This is a genomic window from Allobosea sp. MMO-172 (assembly GCF_037147855.1).
Lineage (GTDB): Bacteria > Pseudomonadota > Alphaproteobacteria > Rhizobiales > Beijerinckiaceae > Allobosea.
This window is the reverse complement of sequence record NZ_JBBCUM010000001.1, coordinates 544,773-562,094: the sequence shown is the minus strand read 5'-3', so window position 1 is coordinate 562,094 and position 17,322 is coordinate 544,773. Positions and strand designations below refer to the sequence as shown.

The window sequence follows — 17,322 nt, the reverse complement described above, 5'->3', positions numbered from 1 at the left end:
GCCCATGGCTCGCACCCTTTCCGCCCTTGCCGACGATCTCGCCTCCGGCCGGACGAGCGCGCTCGCACTCGTGCGCGAGGCTCTCGCCCGGATCGACGCCCCGGACGGGGAGGGGAAGCTGGCCTTCATCAAGGTCCATCGCGAGGCGGCGCTCGCCGCGGCCGAGGCGATGGACAGGCTCCGTGCGGCGGGCATTGCCCCGTCGCGCTTCGCCGGCATCCCGATCTCGGTGAAGGATTTGTTCGATCTTGCCGGAGAACCGACCACGGCCGGCTCGACCGTGCTGGCGGATGCCGCGCCGGCCGAGCGCGACGCCCCTGCGATCGCCAGGCTGCGCAGCGCCGGCTTCATCGTGATGGGCCGCACCAACATGACCGAGTTCGCCTTCTCCGGCCTCGGCCTCAATCCGCATTACGGCACGCCGGCCTCTCCTTACGAACGTGCCACGACGCGCCGGATTCCGGGCGGCTCCTCTTCGGGCGCCGCGGTTTCGGTGGCGGACGGTATGGCCTTCGCCGGCATCGGCTCCGATACCGGCGGCTCCTGCCGCATTCCCGCGGCCTTCTGCGGCATCACCGGCTACAAGCCGACCGCTGCGAGCGTGCCGCGCGAGGGCGCCTTCCCGCTGTCACAGACGCTCGACTCGATCGGGCCGCTCGCCAACAGCGTCGAATGCTGCCGTATCCTGCACGAGATCATGAGCGGCGCGACGCTTGCACAGGAAGGGCCGTCGAGCCTCAAGGACCTGCGCATCGCCGTGCCGCAGACGGTCGCGCTCGACGGACTCGATGCCCATGTCGCCGCAAGCTTCGACCGGGCGCTGGACCTGCTCGCCAAGGCTGGCGCGACCATCATCGACGTACCCTTCGCCCGCTTCGCCGAGGTCGCCCGCCTGAACGCCAAGGGCGGCTTCGCGCCCTCGGAGGCCTATGCCCATCACCGTGACCTGATCGAGGCCAAGGGCGATGGCTATGATCAGCGGGTGCGCACACGGGTGCTGCGCGGCCGCAACCAGGATGCCGCCGATTACATCCAGCTCGTCCAGGCGCGGGCCGCCTTCGTCGCGGCGATGCGCGCCGAGGTCTCCGCCTTCGACGTGCTGGCGATGCCGACCGTGCCGACGATCGCGCCGACGATCGCGGAGCTGGCCGAGGATGATGAGGCCTTCACCCGCATCAACCTGCTGATGCTGCGCAACCCGACCCTGATCAATGTCATGGATGGCTGCGCGATCTCGCTGCCGATGCACCGTGCCGGCGAGGCTCCGGCCGGGCTGATGCTGGCCCGGGCCGGCGGCGAGGATGCGGCGCTGTTTGCGATCGCGGCGGCGGCGGAAGCCGCGCTGGCCGGTCGCTAAGCGAAGGCGAGGGGCGCTTCAGACCTGCCGCGTGATGTTCGCGCGGAAGGACTGGATATGCGCCCGCATCGCCCGTTCGGCGAGATCGGGGTCCTGCCGGGCGATGCCGTCGACGATGGCGGCATGCTCGTCGCAGATGCGCAGGTGCTGCTCGTTGGCGCTGAGCGAGATGAACCACATCCGCGCCGAGCGCTCGTGCAGGTTCCGCAGCAGATCGCTCATCACCGGGTTGCGCACCGAGCCCGCGATCAGCGCGTGGAACTGCTGGTCGAGCCCGGCGATCGTCTCGATCTCGCGCTGGTGGGCGGCGGCCAGCATGGCATCGAGATTGCGCTTGAGCTGCAGCGCGACATCCGGCCCTGCCTGTGCCGCGGCGACGCGCACGCAGAAGGTCTCGTTCACGACGCGCACATCGATGATGTTGAAGATCTCGTCGAGGCTGACCGGTTTCACGATCGTGCCCTTGCGCGGCATCACCTCCACCAGCCCGTCGCCGAGCAGCCGGTCGATGGCCTGGCGGATCGGCGTGCGGCCGATATCGAGCTGGCTGCTGAGCGCCGGCTCGCTCAGGATCTCGCCCGGCCTCAGCTCGCAGGTGATGATCAGGCGCTTGATCGCGCCGTAGGCCTGTTCGCGCAGCGAGACATGCCGCTGCGCGCCCTTGTGCATATCCAGAAGCGTCACGTGTCTCTGCACCGAGTCGGAGAGGTCGCCAGCATCGTTCTTCCGGATGAGGGCCGGATCAACCCCGGATGGGGAGAATCTTCAGATCATAGCCGAAACGCAGGCTACGCTTCAGCACCGGGTCTTCCAGCTCCCCTTCGAAGCGGCTGGCCATGCGGATGCCGCCGATCGCGGGCATGGTGCCGCCGAAGAGCGCCGTGCCCTCGGGCAATTCGCCGTTCTCGCTGAAGCCGCGGATCAGGTCGGCCGGGGCGAGCAGGCCGGAGATCGGCCCTTCCTGATACTTGCGGCGTTCGCCGTCGATCACCGCGAAGCTGCGCAGGATCAGCTCGTCCCAATGGCCGGCGACCTCCTCGTAGGGCCAGACGGTATCCGCGACCGGCTTGTCGCAGACCTGCTTGGAGACGCTGATGCCGTAGGTCTCGACCTGCCGGTCGGTATGGTCCGAGCCGACGCCGACATAGGTCCTGCCGCCACAGGCGAAGAGCACGGCCTCGACCTCGCCGCTGCTGTTGGCGCCGACATCCTCGATCACCGGATCGGTCGTCAGGCGGGCGGCCGCGACGCGATAGAAGACCGGCGTCGAGGCCGGGCGCTTCACGCCCAGTGCCTCGAGCTCGACCATGTGGTGCTCCATCGCGGCCTTGTCGCGCCCGGCCCAGCCGCCGATCACCAGTTCGTCGATCGTGGCCGAGAGGGGCGCTGAGCCGCTGCGGCTCTCCACGGTCAGGTCCAGGGTCTTCATCGCATCACCTTCCAGGATTGAGCCGCCTGTTCCGTAGGCAGCCGGCCGCAAAAAAGTTCTGGGCTGCACCATAAAAATCCTTGTGAAGTTTCACAAGGATTTTTATGGTGCCTTCAAGCGCTGGAAATGGCGCGGGGATGTCGCAGGCCGGCGACCCAGGCTGCGGAGCCCGAAACCGGGCAGCCGGCAAACGGAGAGGAGCAGTGATGATCAAGTCAGGTTGGATGGCCGCCTTGGCGGTTTCGCTCGGGGCGCTCGCCGCGCCGGCTTTCGCGCAGGACAAGCCGGCCGCGCTCGGCGTTGGCGTGCTCACCTTCACCTCCGGCCCGGCCGCCGCCTATGGCATGCCCGGCAAGAATGCGGCCGAGCTGATGATCGACGAGATCAACGCCAAGGGCGGCATCGCCGGCGTGCCGCTGAAGGCGACCTATGTCGACGAGGCGCAAGGTACGCAGGGCGTCATCGCCGAGTATCGCCGCCTCGCCGACGACAAGACCAATCAGGTGATGATCGCGGCCCTGTCGAGCGCCAACTGCCTCGCGCTGGCGCCGCTGGCCGAGCAGCTGCAGGCCCCGACGATCGGCTGGAACTGCGACACGCACCAGCTCCTGCTCGACGGCAAGAGCCGCTATTACTTCCGCCCGAACGGCAACACGATCCCCGAATTCGTCGCCTACGCGCTCTACCTGCTGCAGCAGAAGCCGGACGTGAAGCGCATCGCCATCGTCAACCCGGACTACGCCTTCGGCCATGATGCGGCGCTGATCTTCAAGACCGCGATGAAGGCGCTGAAGCCCGATGTCGAGGTCGTCGCGGAGCTCTTCCCGAAGCTCGGCTCGGCCAATTTCCAGACCGAGATCTCGAAGCTCTCGGCCTCGCGTCCGGATGTGGTGTTCTCCAATCTCTGGGGTGCCGATCTCGAGAATTTCGTACGTCAGGCCCAGCCGCGCGGGCTGTTCACCTCCAGCCAGGTCGTGCTCGCGCTCGGCGAGACCGTGCTCCAGCGCGTCGCGCTGCCGGAAGGCGTGATCGTCGGCGTGCTCGGCGATGGCTGGTGGATGTCGCCGGACGCCAAGGCCAATCCCGACACCAAGAGCTTCGTCGAGGCCTATCAGAAGCGCTACGGCGAATACCCGGTCTTCCCCTCGGTGAAGATGGCCAATGCCATCGTCTACATGAAGGCGGGCTACGAGGCCGCGATGAAGAAGAACGGCGGCAAATGGCCGAGCCGCGACGAGCTCGCCGAGGCCATGCGCGGCAGCACGGTCAAGACGCTGACCGGCACCACCGTGACCCGCAAGGACAATGACGGCCTGGTCGACCAGATCGTCGGCGTCACCACGAAATCGGCCGACTACAAGTTCCCGGTCATCGGCGGCATGGTCCGCTACAAGGGCGATGCCCTGATGCCGCCGCAGGGCGAGGACGCGATCAAATGGGTGGGCACGCTGACGCCGGCCTTCCTCGCCGCGCAGCCGAAGCCCGGCAGCTACAAGTAAGCGCGACAGATACACGGGGAGGGCGGCTTCGAGCCCTCCCGCTCATTCCCTCATCGTCATTTCCAGGTGCCGCCCATGCTCGACACCCTGATTCCGCTCGCCGTCGATGGCCTGGCCAGCGCGGCGCTGATTTTCTTCGTTGCGGTCGGGCTGACGCTCGTCTTTTCCGTCCTGCGCGTGCTCAACGTCGCACATGGCAGCTTCTATTCGATCGGCGCCTATGTCGCGGCCTCGATCGGCCTCTGGATCGCCGGGGCCGGGCTCAATCCTTGGCTCTCCTTCCCGGCGCTGATCCTCAGCGCGGCCATCGTCGCGGCGCTGTTCGGCCCGCTGGTCGAAAGCTGCCTGATGCGCTGGACCTACGGCAAGTCCGAAGCGATCCAGATTCTCGTCACCTTCGGCCTGTTCCTGATCCTGGAAGACCTGCAGCGCATCGTCTTCGGCGTCTCGTCGCTCGCCGAGGATACCCCGATGCAATTGCTGGGCTCGACCCGGATCGGCGGCGTGGTCTATCTCAACTATCAGCTCCTGCTGATCGCGCTTGCGGCGCTGGTCGTCATCGGCCTGCGCGTGCTGCTGACCAAGACCCGGATCGGGCGTCTCGTCACGGCCGTCGTCGCCGATCGCGAGATGGCGCAGAGCATCGGCATCAACACCAACCGCGTCTTTATCCTTTCCTTCTCGCTCGGGGTCTTCCTCGCGGCCCTGGGCGGTGCGCTGGCGACGCCGACGGCGGGCGCCGCGCCCGGCCTCGGCGCCGAGACCATGGTACTCGCCTTCGCGGTCGCCGCCATCGGCGGGCTCGGCCAGATCGAGGGCGCTGCTCTGGCGGCGATCATCGTCGGCCTCGCCCGCGTGCTCGCCATCTATTTCGCGCCCTCGCTCGATGCCGTCGCCCCCTACATCGTCATGCTGGTCGTGCTGCTGATCCGCCCTTACGGGCTGTTCGGCCAGGCTGCGACCCGGAGGATCTGACCCGCCATGCGCGTTGCCCTCTTCCTCATCGCGCTGGCCGCGCTGGCGCTTGCGCCCGTCGCCGCGCCCTGGCTGCAATTCGTGCTGACGCTCGCCATCGCCAAGGGCTTCGCCGCGCTCGGCGTCGCCGTGCTGCTGCGCGGCGGGCTGATCTCGATCGGCCATGCCATGTTCTACGCCGTCAGCGCCTATGCCATCGCCTTCCTGGCCCGGGCCGGGGTGAACGAATTCGTCCTGCTGCTGCTACTCGGCACGCTGGCCTCGGCGGTCGCAGGCCTCGTCGTCGGCGCCTTCCTGGTGCGCTACCGCGCGATCTTCTTCGCCATGCTCAACCTCGCCATGTCGATGGTGCTCTACGCGCTGATCTCGAAGCTCTACGGCATCACCGGCGGCACGGATGGCATGCGCGTCGCGGTGCCCAGCTTCTTCGGCATCACGCTCGACAAGCCGCGCTTCGACACCGCGCTCTACTATGCCGGCATCGTGCTGATGGTCGGCGTCGGCTACGGCGTGCAGCGCTATCTCGCAAGCCCGCTCGGCCATGCGCTCTCGGCCGTGCATACCAACGAACTCCGGCTCGAATATCTCGGCGTGCCCGTCCGGGTCGTGCTGCTGATCGCCTACACGATCTCGGCCGCGCTCGCCGGCATCGGCGGGGCGATCGCGGCGCTGGCGATCGGCCATATCCTGCCGGAATTCGCCTTCTGGACGGCGTCCGGCCATCTCGTGCTGGTCGCGGTGCTCGGCGGCATCGGCGGCGTCGCCGGCCCCTTCATCGGCTCGCTCTTCCTCGAAGTGCTGCACACCGTCGCGGTCGGCGTCACCGATGCCTGGAACCTGATCATCGGCGTCGCGCTGATCGGCGTCATCTTCTTCCTGCCGAGCGGGCTCTACGGCCTCATCCGGCGCCGCAGCGGAGAACCGGCATGACCACGCCTCTCCTCCAGGCCAAGGACCTGCGCATCGCCTTCTACGGCGTGAAGGCGGCCGACGGCGTCAATCTCGAAATCCGCGAGGGCGAGTTCCTCGCGATCATCGGGCCCAACGGCTCCGGCAAGACGACCTTCCTCAATCTCTGCACCGGCTATCTCAGGCCGAGCTCGGGCGAGGTCTATCTCGACGGCAAGCCGATCACCGCGATGGCGCCGCGCACCATCGCAAGGCGCGGCATCGCGCGGGCTTTCCAGATCCCGCAGCTCTTCCTCGACCAGACGGTGCTCGACAACCTGATGATCGCGGTCGCGGCGCGGCGCGGCATCTGGGTGCCGTTTCGCGCGCTCGGTGCCGAGGGGCGCCGCCGGGAGGCGGAGGAGCTGCTGGCGCTGGTCGGGCTCGACCGTGAGGCCGGGCAGCTCGCCGGCACGCTGCCGGAAGGGCGGCGCAAGCTGCTCGACATCGTCATCGCGCTGGCGCTGAAGCCGCGCCTCGTCCTGCTCGACGAGCCGACCAGCGGCGTCAGCACGATCGAGCGCTTCACCCTGATGGAGACGCTGATGGGAGCCTTGCGCCAGGCCAAGGTCACGGCGCTCTTCGTCGAGCACGACATGGACGTGGTGCAGCGCTATGCCGACCGCGTTGTCGTCTGGGATTCCGGCAGCGTCATGGCCGAGGGCCCGCCTTCCGTGGTGTTCAAGGACGATCGGGTGCTGCGCAACGTCGTGGGGGTGGCGTGATGCTTCGGATCGAAGGGGTAAGCGCCGCGATCGCTGGCGTGCAGGTGCTGCGCTCGGTCTCGCTCGGACTGGCATCGGGCAAGACGACGATCCTGATCGGCCGCAACGGCGCCGGCAAGACCACGACGCTCAGGGCGATCATGGGCCTGCTGCCGGTGCAGGGCGGCACGGTTCGGCTCGGCGGCGAGGAGATCGGCACGACGCCGGCCTATCGCCGCGCGGCGCAGGGTATCGGCTACGCGCCCGAGGATCGCAGGCTGGTTCCCGAATTCACCGTCGAGGACAACATTCTGCTGCCGGCGCTGGCGCTTAGCCTGCCGGCGACCGAGAGAGGGCGGCGTCTCGACGAGGTTTATGCGCTGCTGCCGCAGCTCAAGACCATGCGCAAGCGGCCGGGCGGCGGCGTCTCGGGCGGGCAGGGCAAGATGGTGGCGCTCGGCCGCGCGCTGATGGTTGCCCGCACGGCGCTCCTACTCGACGAGCCCTTCCAGGGTCTCGCTCCGGCGCTGGCGCTCGAATATGCGCGCACGCTCGGCGAGCTCCGGCGCAACCGCCCCGACCTCGCCATCCTCGTCACGGAATCGACGCCGGCACTGCTCGACGCCATCGCCGACGAGACGCTCCAGATCGAGCGCGGCGAGATCAACTGAGCCGACCCGGCCCGGCGCGGCCCTTCACAATATTCCGGCCCGCCCGCGCTTGATGGCGTGCGGCGGGTCGATTGCTGATGGCGCCTTGGCGAAGGCCGATATCGGCATTCGCACGGTTTAGCGCGCCGTCGAATTTTGTAGACCTGTCAGAGAATGCTGGTGCTGCGAGAGAGGATTGAACTCTCGACCTCTCCATTACCAATGGAGTGCTCTACCACTGAGCTACCGCAGCAGGTCCGGCGGCCGGGGCGTTCGCGGTTGCTCTGAGGCGGTTGCGGGCGCTGGCGTCGTTCCGAAGCGGCGCCCTGATGCCACAACCTTGTGACGGACGCAACCCGCTCGATCAATCCGGCAACAATAACCGTGGATCGATCCGGAAGAGCCGGCCGTCGCCGAGGAGATGCGCGCTCAGTCCGCTGCGGAACAACGGCCGGAAAGCGGCGTCGCGCAGGTTGAGGCCGCCGGCATAGGCGCCCATCGCCGGCATCACGCAGCGCCGCGCCGAAAGCGCGAAGCAGCGCCGCCGGATCGCCCGTCCGCGCATCCGGACCTTGGCCGCCGGATGCAGATGTCCGGCGATCTCGCAGCCACCTTCCGACGCGGTCGGCTCATGGCGCAGGGTCACGCCGGCAAGCACGATCTCCGCCGCGCTCTCGCCGCCCATGGCACGGCCGATGGCTGGATCATGGTTCCCCGTGATCCAGAGCCAGTCGCGGCCCTGCTGCAGCGCGCCGAGTGCGGCGCGCGCCTCCGGGGCGAGGCGGTTTTCGGCATCGCGGTCATGAAAGCTATCGCCGAGCGCGATCACGCGCGCCGGCTGATGGCGCCGGATCGCCGCGGCCAGCGTGGCAATCGTCGCGGTCGAATCATAGGGCGGCAGCATCACGCCGCGCGCCGCATAGGCGGAGCCCTTCTCCAGATGCAGATCGGCGACGACGAGCGTGCGCTCCTCCGGCAGCCAGAGCGCGCCCGACAGGTCAGGCACGAGCGCGAGCCGACCCAGCATGAAGGCCTCGCTCGTCTCTCCGGACCTTTCGGTCAGCGCTGCCGCCGCCGTCACGCCATCGCCTCTTCCGTCAGCATCGCCTCTGCTTCCGCCAGGATCTCGTCCGCCGCTTCGCCATAGACCGCCTCGCGCCCGATCTCGAGCATCACGGAGACGCCGAGCGGCGAGACATGGTCGAGCGGCTGATGCACGATTCGGCCGCTGATCCGTGTCAGCATCTCACCAAGCCGGCGAATGTCGAGCAGGCCCGTCGCCGCATCGGCCCGCGCCGCCTTGAGCAGAATATGGTCCGGCTCGTGCCGGCGCAGCACGTCGTAGACGAGATCGGTCGAGATCGTCACTTGCCGGCCGCTCTTCTCCTGGCCGGGGAAACGGCGCTCGATCAGCCCGCCGATGATGGCGCAGGAGCGGAAGGTGCGCTTCATCAGCGCCGATTCCGCCATCCAGTCCTCAAGGTCGTCGCCGAGCATGTCCTGCGCGAAGAGCTCGTCGAGATTAAGGGCGCCGCGTGCGATCGCCGCCGTCATGTCGCCCAGCGCCCAGCAGGCCATGCCGTAATCGTTGCAGACGAAGCCGAGCGGGCGCATGCGGGCGCGCTCCAGCCGGCGCGTCAGCAGCATGCCGAGTGTCTGGTGCGCGAGGCGGCCCTCGAACGGATAGGCGACGAGATAGAAGCGCCCGGCACGCGGGAAAGTCTCGACCAGCAATTCGCCGGGCTGCGGCAGGCGCGATATCCGCTTCTGTGCGTGCAGCCAGGCCGAGACCTCCTCCGGCAGCGTGTGCCAGAGGCCCGGCGAAGCCAGGATGGCGCGCACCCGGGCGGCAAGGAAGGTCGAGAGCGGGAACTTGCCGCCGTCATAGGAGGGGATCTTCGGATCGGTGCCTGCCGCAGCGCGCGAGCAGACCGCCTCGTTCTCGACGATGCCTTCGAAACGGAGCACCTCGCCGGCGAAGACGAAGGTGTCGCCCGGCACCATGGTCTCGGCGAAATATTCCTCGATCTCGCCGAGCACGCGCCCGCCGCGCGTGATCATGCCGGGCTGGCCTGGCTTTCCGGCGCGCGCCCGGCCGAGCCGGACCTTGAGCATCGTCGCCTCGACGATGGTGCCGACATTCATGCGGTATTGCTGGATGACGCGGGCATGGCTGGCGCGCCAGAGGCCGGCCTTGTCCTGCCGGAGCTTGGCGAAGCGCTCATAGCTCTTCAGCGCATAGCCGCCGGTGGCGACGAAATTGACGACGGCGTCGAAATCCGCGCGGGCGAGATCGGCGTAAGGCGAGGCGGTGCGGACCTCCTCGTAGAGGGCGTCTGCTTCGAAACCATCGGAGCAGGCGACGCCGAGGATGTGCTGGGCGAGCACGTCGAGCGCGCCGATGCGTGGCGGCGGTGTGTCCTGCGCAGCCTCGTGGACGGCTTCGAGCGCGGCGCGGCACTCCAGCAGCTCGAAGCGGTTGGAGGGCACCAGCAGCGCCTCCGAGGGCTCGTCCATGCGGTGGTTGGAGCGGCCGATGCGCTGGATCAGCCGGCTCGCGCCCTTGGGCGCGCCGAGATTGACGACGAGATCGACATCGCCCCAGTCGATGCCGAGATCGAGCGTCGCGGTGCAGACCACGGCCTTGAGGCGTCCGTCGGCCATCGCGGCCTCGACCTTGCGGCGCTGCTGGGCGTCGAGCGAGCCGTGATGCAGCGCGATCGGCAGGCTGTCGTCGTTGAGGTTCCACAAGGCCTGGAAGGCAAATTCCGCCTGCATGCGCGTATTGACGAAGACGAGCGTCAATTTGTGCGTGCGGATCGCCTCATAGACCTCGGCCATCGCATGCAGTGTCGTGTGGCCGGCGATCGGCAGGCGCCGTTGCGTGTCGAGGATGCCGATGCGCGGCTTTGCCCCGCCTGCGACGGTGACGAGCCCGGCCGGTGTCGCGGCGCCGCCGAGATAGCGCTGGAGATCGGCCGGCTCGCGCACCGTCGCCGAAAGGCCTACGCCTGAGACCTGCGGCGCCAATGCCTTCAGGCGCGCGAGATCGAGCGCCAGCAGGTCGCCGCGCTTGGAGGTGACGAGCGCATGCAATTCGTCGAGCACGATGCGGCGTAAGCTGGCGAAGAAGGGCGCCGCGTCGCGATGCGAGACCAGCAGCGCGAGCTGCTCCGGTGTCGTCAGCAGGATATCCGGGGGCGTACGGATCTGGCGCGTGCGCTTGGCGGCGGAGGTATCGCCGGTGCGCGTCTCGATGGTGATCGGTAGTCCCATCTCACCCACGGGCGCTTCGAGATTGCGGGCGATATCGACGGCGAGCGCCTTCAGCGGCGAGATGTAAAGCGTGTGCAGGCCGTCATGCTTGCCCTTGTGCTCGGCCAGCTCGACCAGCGAGGGCAGGAAGCCGGCGAGCGTCTTGCCGGCCCCGGTCGGCGCAACCAGCAGGGTCGAGCGTCCGGCGCGGGCCTCTTCCAGCAGGGCGAGCTGGTGCGGCCGCACGCTCCAGCCGCGGCCGGTGAACCAGGCCTCGAAGGCAGGAGGGAGCGGGGAGGGGGCGGCCATGCCGGCCGAAGATAGGGGGTGATGAGGGAGAACGAAAGGGGAATCAAGGATCGCGCAAGACACTCGCCGCGAGGCTGGGGGACCGTTGCTGCGTGGCTACCGGACGGATCGCTTCGACCCGTCGCGGTCCCACGCAGTAGCTTGGTCTACTGCCCCGGAGGCCTGTGTTTGTCAGGGCCAGACAGGCAAGCCGTCCAGCCCTGCGGTTTCGGGCAGGCCGCAGATCAGGTTCGCGTTCTGCACGGCCTGGCCCGCCGCGCCTTTACCGAGATTGTCGACTACGCCCATCGCGATCACAAGGTTACGCTCCGGATCGGCCGCATAGCTGACGAAGGCGAGGTTCGAGCCGGTCGCCCATTTGGTCTGCGGCGGCTTTTCGGTCACGCGGACGAAGGAGCGCCCGGCATAGAAGCGCCGGGCCGCGTCCAGGCACTGATCCGTGGTGGCGCGGCCGCGGCAGTAGATGGTGGCAAGGATGCCGCGGGTCATCGGCACCAGATGCGGCGTGAACACCAGTCCGGCCGCGCTGCCGCCACTCAGCCGCTCGATCGTGCTGGCGATCTCGGGCATGTGGGTGTGCTTGAGCAGACCGTAGGGCACCAGGTTCTCGTTGCTCTCGGCATAGCCGAACTTGCTGTCGCCGCCCCGGCCGGCGCCGGAGATGCCCGTCTTCACGTCGATCACGATGTTGCCCGGCTCGATCAGCTTGTTAGCGAGGAGCGGTGCCAGCGCGTTCAGCGTTGCGGCGGGGAAGCAGCCGGGATTGGCCACGCGGGTCCGGCCTTCGATCTCGGCTGGCCAGATGTCGGCCAAACCATAGGCCCAACCCTCGACATAGCGATGGTCGCCGCCGATATCGACGATCTTCACGTCCTTGGGCACGCGCGCCAGTGCGTCGGCCGAGGCGCCCGTGGGCAGTGATGCGAACAGCACGTCGAGCTTCGGCAGGGTTGCCGGATTCCATTGCTCGATTACCAGCTCGGCCAATTTCGCCGGCACGCCGGGGAAGCGCTCCAGCAGCCGGCTGCCGGCGCTGCTCTCGCCGGCAGCGTAGACCAGCTCGAAGGACGGGTGGCTCGCGATCAGGCGCAGCGCTTCGCCGCCGCCAAAACCGCTGATGCCGACGATGCCGACGCGAATGCTCATGATGAGGTCCTTCTGGGTGCAGGCAAAAGAAAACCCCCGGAGCCGAGGGCTGCGGAGGTTCAGGAACGCGGGCCGGGGGCCGCTTCGGCATGTGGACCTATCGTGAGGCCGCCACCACGCGGAAGGGCACTGAACGACGCGCAGCCTGAAGAGCCGCCGCATGGGTGCAGCGACGTCGGCGTCGATCACAAACTGTCCGGTTCCTGAGCATGTCCGGCGACACTGTCGCGGCCCCTGTTCATCGTCAAGCGGAATGTCCGCTGGCGGTTTCGGGCAGCGCCCAGCCTCACCGCTTCTCGGCCACTACCAGCAGCCCCGGCACGGGCGCGCCGCGATCCTGCCGCGTGCTGGCGGGCTCGACGAGTACGGGAGTGAGCCCGGCTTCCACCAGCCGCTCCCTCAGCCAGCCTTCCGCATGCGCGAACCGCCTGTCATCACCCACCACGACGCCTTCGCCGTCATGGCTCTGCACCGTGAAGGCGAGCAGCCCGTCGGGTTCCAGCACGCGCGCGCTTTGGGCGAAGCAGGGGGCGAGCTCGCCGAGATAGACGAAGACATCGGCTGCGACGACGAGGTCGGCGGAAGCGTCCGGCCGGCTGGAGAGGAAGCTCGTCAGGCCGGCGACGGCGAGCTTGTCGTAGAGCGGCGTACCGTCCGGCGCGAGCTTGGTCCGGGCCCGCTCGATCATGCGCGGCGAGAGATCGCAGCCGGCGATGAAGCCGCTCTGCTCATGGATCGCCTCGCCCATCAGCCCGGTGCCGCAGCCGAGATCGTAGACGATGTCGAACCGGAAGGGCCGGCCGGCGTTGCTGCAGCAGCGGACGAGCGCCGCCTTCAGCAGGTCGGGCGCGTTGTAATGCAGGGTTTGCGTGAGATGGCTGTCGAAACGGTCGGCATAGGCGTCGAACAGCGCACCGGAGAAATTCTCCGAGGTCGCCTGCTCGGCCGGCAGGGCGCCGATGCGGGCGAGATCGAGCCGCGCACCGAAATGGTCGTTGGGGTCGAGATCGAGGCATTGCCGCCAAGCAGTGGCGGCGTCCTCCCTGTGGCCGAGCGCCTCTTGCGCCAGCCCGTAGAGATGCCATGCCGCGGTGAAGTGATAGGCCTGCGACAGGGTCTGGTCGAGGATCTCGACGGCCGCTTGCGCGTCCCCGTCCTTCAGCGCAGCCTCGGCCCAGCCATAGCGGCGGTCGAGCACGGGGTCGCCGGACGAGGCGAAATGCGTGGTCGAGCCTGTATCGGTCATACCGTCCGATCTAGCCCAGGAGTGTGACGCTGGCCAGACAAAGCGCCCGTTGGCGCCCCTCCGAATTGCTGCTGCCGACGCCGGCCGGGCTGTATTGCCCGCCGGCCGACATCCATATCGATCCTGTGCGGCCCGTGGCGCGGGCTCTCATTACCCATGGCCATTCCGACCATGCCCGTGCCGGGCATGGCGCCGTGCTGGCGACGCGGGAGACCCTGGCGATCATGGCCCTGCGCTATGGCGAGGGTTTCGCCGGTTCGCAGCAGGTCGCGGTGCCCGGCGAGAGCGTCCGTATCGGCGAGGTCGATTTCACCTTCGTGCCGGCGGGGCATGTCTTAGGCTCCGCCCAGATTGCCGTCGAGAGCCGGAGCCTGCGCATCGTCGCTTCCGGCGACTACAAGCGCGAGCGCGATCCGACCTGCGCCGGTTTCGAGCCCGTGCCCTGCGATATCTTCATCACCGAGGCCACCTTCGGCTTGCCGGTCTTCCGCCATCCGCGGGCGGCGGGGGAGGTGGCCAAGCTCCTGGAATCGGTCAGGCTCTTCCCTGAGCGAACGCATATCGTCGGGGCCTATTCGCTGGGCAAGGCGCAGCGCGTCATGGCCCTGATCCGCGAGGCCGGCTACGAACGCCCGATCTATATCCACGGTGCCGTCGAGAAGATCACGGCGTTCTACGAGGCCGAAGGCATCCCGCTCGGCGAGGTCAGGCTGGTCGCGGATACGGATCGCAAGACACTGGGCGGCGAGATCGTCATCTGCCCGCCGAGCGCGACGCAGGACCTGTGGGCGCGCCGCTTTCCCGATCCGGTGACGGCCTTCGCCTCGGGCTGGATGCGGATCAGGGCGCGGGCGCGCCAGAAGGGCGTCGAATTGCCGCTCGTCGTCTCGGACCATGCCGACTGGGACGACCTGCTCGCGACGATCAGGGAGGTTCAGGCGGGCGAGATCTGGGTCACCCATGGCGAGGCGGACGCGCTCGTCCATTGGTGCGGCACGGCGGGCTTGAAGGCCAAGCCGCTGCATCTCGTCGGCTATGGCGACGAGGGCGAGGCTGATCCGGTCGGGGAGGCGGCCGATGCGAATGCCAGCTAGTTCCTCCAGCCCTCATCCTGAGGAGCCGCGCAGCGGCGTCTCGAAGGATGCTCCAGGAGGCTCTGGAGATTGCTGGATCATCCTTCGAGACGCGCTTCTGGGAAGCGCTCCTCAGGATGAGGGCTTGAAGGTTGGATCAGCGCGAGGCCGCAACCACAGGGCGCGCGGGCGCGGCCATGCCGACCATGGCATTGGCCATGTCGCGGGCGAGGCAGTCATAGCCCGCATCGCTCATGTGGAAGCCGTCGGTCCAGAGCGCGGCCTTGAAGGCCTCGGCATCGCTGCGATGCCATTCGCGCATCGCGTCGTAGCGGCCGAACACCGGCACAGCCTCGCGCCGGGCGACCTCGCCAACCGCTTCGACATATTGGCCGTAGCGTTGCGGGTCGCGCACCGAAGGGAAGAACTGCGGGTCGAGGATGGTGAGAGCCGGGCCGGCCTCGCGGACGAGCGCGATGCCTTCGCCGATCATCGCCTTGAAGGCATCGAGATCGCCACCCCTGACGGCGTCGTTGGTGCCGACCTGCCAGATCACGAGGTCGTAGGGACGCGCGGCGAGGGCAGCCTTCAGCCGGGCGAGCGTCTGCGGCGCGGTCTCGCCGCCGATGCCGGCATTGACGATCTCGATCTGGGACTTGGGCCAGGACTTGGCGAGCAGCGCCTGCAGGCGGGCGGGATAGGTCTTGTCCTTGGCGCTGGCGCCGACGCCTTCGGTCGAGGACGAGCCGATGGCGAGGATCGTCAGGGCCTTGCCCTGCGAGACCTTGGCGGAGAGCGGCGCAAGCGCGGCGTTCGAGCGCACGATCGGCGTCTCGCGGCAGGAGAAGCTCGCCGCCTGCGCGGGGGCTCCGACCGAAAACGTGGCAGCGATGGCAGGCAAGGCAAAGGCAAGAAACCGCATCGCTACGCGCATCGGCATGGCTCTCCCAGCTACTCCGCTGCCGTTAAGGTTTGCTTCATGAACGGTATCTGAACGATGCGGTGCAACAGAAACGAACCGATGCGGTGTGGCGCGGGGGCGACAGCATGAACCGCTTCGCCTGGCTGCTCGATCGCCTCGCTTATGAGCCGCGCCGCAACGCCAAGATTGCGCTGATCGCCGATTACTTGCGTACGACACCCGATCCCGATCGCGGCTATGCGCTGGCGGCGATGACGGGCGGGCTCGTCTTCCGCAACGCCAAGGCCGGGCTGATCCGCGCCCTGATCGCCGAGCGCACCGATCCCGTGCTCTTCGCGCTGTCCTATGACTATGTCGGCGATCTCTCGGAGACGGTTGCGCTGATGTGGCCGGCCCGGCACGGCGCCAATGCGGTGCCGCATCTGCCGGAGGTGGTCGAGGGCTTGAGAGAGGCCGGCAAGACCGACCTGCCGCGTCTCGTCGCCGGCTGGCTCGATGCGCTCGACGAGACCGGGCGCTGGGCCCTGCTCAAGCTCATCACCGGGGCCTTGCGCATCGGCGTCTCCGCCCGCCTCGCCAAGACGGCCGCTGCCAGCCTCGGCGGCGTGCCGCCAGACGAGGTCGAACAGGTCTGGCACGGGCTGGAGCCGCCCTATGCCGAGCTTTTCGCCTGGCTGGAGGGTAGGGGCGCGCGGCCCGAGGCGCGTGATCCCGCGCCGTTCCGCCCGGTCATGCTCTCGCATCCGATCGAGGACGGCGATTTCGACAAGCTCGACCCGGCCGAATTCGCGGCCGAATGGAAATGGGACGGCATCCGCGTCCAGGCCGTCAGCGGCCGCAAAGCCGACGGTTCGCGCGTGACGCGGCTCTATTCGCGCACCGGCGAGGACATCGCCGCCGCCTTTCCAGACCTCGTGGAAGAGCTGACGACAGATGGCGCGCTCGACGGCGAATTGCTGGTGATGCGCGAGAGCACGGTCCAGAGCTTCAACACCCTCCAGCAGCGGCTGAACCGCAAGACCGTCACCGCCAAGATGCTGGGCGAATTCCCCGCCCATATCCGTGTCTACGACCTGCTCGTCGACGGCGAGGAAGATGTCCGGCATCTGCCGCTGGAGGAGCGGCGGAAGCGGCTGGGGGGCTTCCTGTCGCGCCTCGCCAGCCCCCGCTTCGATCTCTCGCCGGTGATCCCCTTCGCCTCCTGGGATGAGCTGGCGGCGGCCCGCGCCGATCCGGCGGGGGCAGGAGCGGGCGCCGATGCGGAAGCGGTCGAGGGCTGCATGATCAAGCGCCGCGATTCAGCCTATCTGCCCGGCCGCCCCAAGGGCTATTGGTGGAAATGGAAGCGCGATGCCCGGCTCGTCGATTGCGTGCTGATGTATGCCCAGCGCGGCCACGGCAAGCGCTCCTCCTTCTATTCCGACTACACCTTCGGCGTCTGGCGCGTGGACGAGGATGGCGGGCAGGAGCTGGTCCCGGTCGGCAAGGCCTATTTCGGCTTCACCGACGAGGAGCTGATCGAGATCGACAAATATGTCCGCAAGAACACGCTGAATCGCTTCGGCCCGGTGCGCGAGGTCACGCATGAGGCTGGGGCTGGCCTCGTCTTCGAGGTCGCCTTCGAGGGCTTGCAGCGCTCGACGCGGCACAAATCCGGCCTCGCCATGCGGTTTCCCCGGATCAACCGCATCCGCTGGGACAAGCCGCCTGTTGAGGCGGACCATATCGAGGTGCTGGAGGCGCTGTTGCCGACCAATGGTTGAGCCGTGACGGGTTGCAGCCTTGCGTTTGCAGTGCTTGTGGTGCACG

General features: G+C 68.1%; 15 protein-coding genes and 1 tRNA gene. 8 read left to right on the top strand and 8 right to left on the bottom strand.

All coding sequences use genetic code 11. The features are described 5' to 3' along the window. Positions 1-4: 4 nt before the first annotated feature. Positions 5-1,357: an amidase gene (locus WFK61_RS02615; protein WP_336809967.1), complete on the top strand. Its 1,353-nt coding sequence runs from the start codon at positions 5-7 to the stop codon at positions 1,355-1,357. 18 nt (positions 1,358-1,375) lie between these two features. On the opposite strand, the gene WFK61_RS02610 is transcribed toward WFK61_RS02615, so the two are convergent. Beyond that, on the bottom strand, positions 1,376-2,041 hold the full coding sequence (locus WFK61_RS02610; RefSeq protein ID WP_336809966.1) for a GntR family transcriptional regulator: 666 nt from the start codon (positions 2,039-2,041) through the stop codon (positions 1,376-1,378). A gap of 58 nt (positions 2,042-2,099) precedes the next feature. Beyond that, on the bottom strand, positions 2,100-2,786 hold the full coding sequence (locus WFK61_RS02605; protein WP_336809965.1) for a DUF2848 domain-containing protein: 687 nt from the start codon (positions 2,784-2,786) through the stop codon (positions 2,100-2,102). Positions 2,787-2,992: 206 nt separating this feature from the next. Between WFK61_RS02605 and WFK61_RS02600 the strand changes: the two genes are divergently transcribed. The 5 genes from WFK61_RS02600 to WFK61_RS02580 all read left to right on the top strand — a co-directional run bounded on the left by WFK61_RS02600 (position 2,993) and on the right by WFK61_RS02580 (position 7,583). Further along, on the top strand, positions 2,993-4,285 hold the full coding sequence (locus WFK61_RS02600) for an ABC transporter substrate-binding protein (protein WP_336809964.1): 1,293 nt from the start codon (positions 2,993-2,995) through the stop codon (positions 4,283-4,285). A 75-nt stretch (positions 4,286-4,360) separates the two neighbouring features. Next, positions 4,361-5,260 (top strand): branched-chain amino acid ABC transporter permease, encoded by a 900-nt coding sequence (locus WFK61_RS02595; RefSeq protein WP_336809963.1) that lies wholly within the window; start codon positions 4,361-4,363, stop codon positions 5,258-5,260. Positions 5,261-5,266: 6 nt separating this feature from the next. Then, positions 5,267-6,190 (top strand): branched-chain amino acid ABC transporter permease, encoded by a 924-nt coding sequence (locus tag WFK61_RS02590; RefSeq protein ID WP_336809962.1) that lies wholly within the window; start codon positions 5,267-5,269, stop codon positions 6,188-6,190. Continuing rightward, positions 6,187-6,933: an ABC transporter ATP-binding protein gene (locus WFK61_RS02585; RefSeq protein WP_336809961.1), complete on the top strand. Its 747-nt coding sequence runs from the start codon at positions 6,187-6,189 to the stop codon at positions 6,931-6,933. The genes WFK61_RS02590 and WFK61_RS02585 overlap by 4 nt, the downstream gene beginning before the upstream one ends. Then, positions 6,933-7,583, top strand: coding sequence for an ATP-binding cassette domain-containing protein (locus WFK61_RS02580; RefSeq protein WP_336809960.1), 651 nt, complete (start codon positions 6,933-6,935; stop codon positions 7,581-7,583). The genes WFK61_RS02585 and WFK61_RS02580 overlap by 1 nt, the downstream gene beginning before the upstream one ends. Positions 7,584-7,740: 157 nt before the next feature. Here WFK61_RS02580 and WFK61_RS02575 read toward each other — a convergent pair. From WFK61_RS02575 to WFK61_RS02555, 5 genes are all read right to left on the bottom strand, one after another. Then, positions 7,741-7,815: transfer RNA gene (locus WFK61_RS02575), tRNA-Thr, on the bottom strand. A 111-nt stretch (positions 7,816-7,926) separates the two neighbouring features. Next, positions 7,927-8,589 (bottom strand): ligase-associated DNA damage response endonuclease PdeM, encoded by a 663-nt coding sequence (gene pdeM, locus WFK61_RS02570; protein ID WP_336810100.1) that lies wholly within the window; start codon positions 8,587-8,589, stop codon positions 7,927-7,929. 50 nt (positions 8,590-8,639) lie between these two features. Continuing rightward, a complete protein-coding gene (locus WFK61_RS02565; protein WP_336809959.1) occupies positions 8,640-11,126 on the bottom strand; it encodes a ligase-associated DNA damage response DEXH box helicase in 2,487 nt (828 codons plus the stop codon). Between the two features lie 171 nt (positions 11,127-11,297). Then, positions 11,298-12,272, bottom strand: coding sequence for an N-acetyl-gamma-glutamyl-phosphate reductase (gene argC / locus WFK61_RS02560; RefSeq protein ID WP_336810099.1), 975 nt, complete (start codon positions 12,270-12,272; stop codon positions 11,298-11,300). A 286-nt stretch (positions 12,273-12,558) separates the two neighbouring features. Beyond that, entirely contained in the window at positions 12,559-13,518 is a 960-nt protein-coding gene (locus tag WFK61_RS02555) for a class I SAM-dependent methyltransferase (protein ID WP_336809958.1), read from the bottom strand. Positions 13,519-13,541: 23 nt separating this feature from the next. Here WFK61_RS02555 and WFK61_RS02550 point away from each other — a divergent pair, with 23 nt between their 5' ends. Beyond that, complete coding sequence (locus WFK61_RS02550) at positions 13,542-14,612, top strand: ligase-associated DNA damage response exonuclease (RefSeq protein WP_336809957.1); 1,071 nt, start codon at positions 13,542-13,544, stop codon at positions 14,610-14,612. 136 nt (positions 14,613-14,748) lie between these two features. Here WFK61_RS02550 and WFK61_RS02545 read toward each other — a convergent pair whose 3' ends face one another. Continuing rightward, positions 14,749-15,531: an SGNH/GDSL hydrolase family protein gene (locus WFK61_RS02545; RefSeq protein ID WP_336809956.1), complete on the bottom strand. Its 783-nt coding sequence runs from the start codon at positions 15,529-15,531 to the stop codon at positions 14,749-14,751. A gap of 107 nt (positions 15,532-15,638) precedes the next feature. Between WFK61_RS02545 and WFK61_RS02540 the strand changes: the two genes are divergently transcribed. Beyond that, entirely contained in the window at positions 15,639-17,276 is a 1,638-nt protein-coding gene (locus WFK61_RS02540) for a cisplatin damage response ATP-dependent DNA ligase (protein ID WP_336809955.1), read from the top strand. The last annotated feature ends 46 nt before the right edge of the window (positions 17,277-17,322 follow it).

Bases quoted from the DNA above. Each gene is read 5' to 3' on its own strand.
- WFK61_RS02615 (WP_336809967.1), top strand. From the start codon at position 5: ATGGCTCGCACCCTTTCCGCCCTTGCCGACGATCTCGCCTCCGGCCGG.
- WFK61_RS02605 (WP_336809965.1), bottom strand. From the start codon at position 2,786: ATGAAGACCCTGGACCTGACCGTGGAGAGCCGCAGCGGCTCAGCGCCC.
- WFK61_RS02600 (WP_336809964.1), top strand. From the start codon at position 2,993: ATGATCAAGTCAGGTTGGATGGCCGCCTTGGCGGTTTCGCTCGGGGCG.
- WFK61_RS02595 (WP_336809963.1), top strand. From the start codon at position 4,361: ATGCTCGACACCCTGATTCCGCTCGCCGTCGATGGCCTGGCCAGCGCG.
- WFK61_RS02590 (WP_336809962.1), top strand. From the start codon at position 5,267: ATGCGCGTTGCCCTCTTCCTCATCGCGCTGGCCGCGCTGGCGCTTGCG.
- WFK61_RS02585 (WP_336809961.1), top strand. From the start codon at position 6,187: ATGACCACGCCTCTCCTCCAGGCCAAGGACCTGCGCATCGCCTTCTAC.
- WFK61_RS02580 (WP_336809960.1), top strand. From the start codon at position 6,933: ATGCTTCGGATCGAAGGGGTAAGCGCCGCGATCGCTGGCGTGCAGGTG.
- pdeM (WP_336810100.1), bottom strand. From the start codon at position 8,589: ATGCTGGGTCGGCTCGCGCTCGTGCCTGACCTGTCGGGCGCGCTCTGG.
- WFK61_RS02565 (WP_336809959.1), bottom strand. From the start codon at position 11,126: ATGGCCGCCCCCTCCCCGCTCCCTCCTGCCTTCGAGGCCTGGTTCACC.
- argC (WP_336810099.1), bottom strand. From the start codon at position 12,272: ATGAGCATTCGCGTCGGCATCGTCGGCATCAGCGGTTTTGGCGGCGGC.
- WFK61_RS02555 (WP_336809958.1), bottom strand. From the start codon at position 13,518: ATGACCGATACAGGCTCGACCACGCATTTCGCCTCGTCCGGCGACCCC.
- WFK61_RS02545 (WP_336809956.1), bottom strand. From the start codon at position 15,531: ATGCCGATGCGCGTAGCGATGCGGTTTCTTGCCTTTGCCTTGCCTGCC.
- WFK61_RS02540 (WP_336809955.1), top strand. From the start codon at position 15,639: ATGAACCGCTTCGCCTGGCTGCTCGATCGCCTCGCTTATGAGCCGCGC.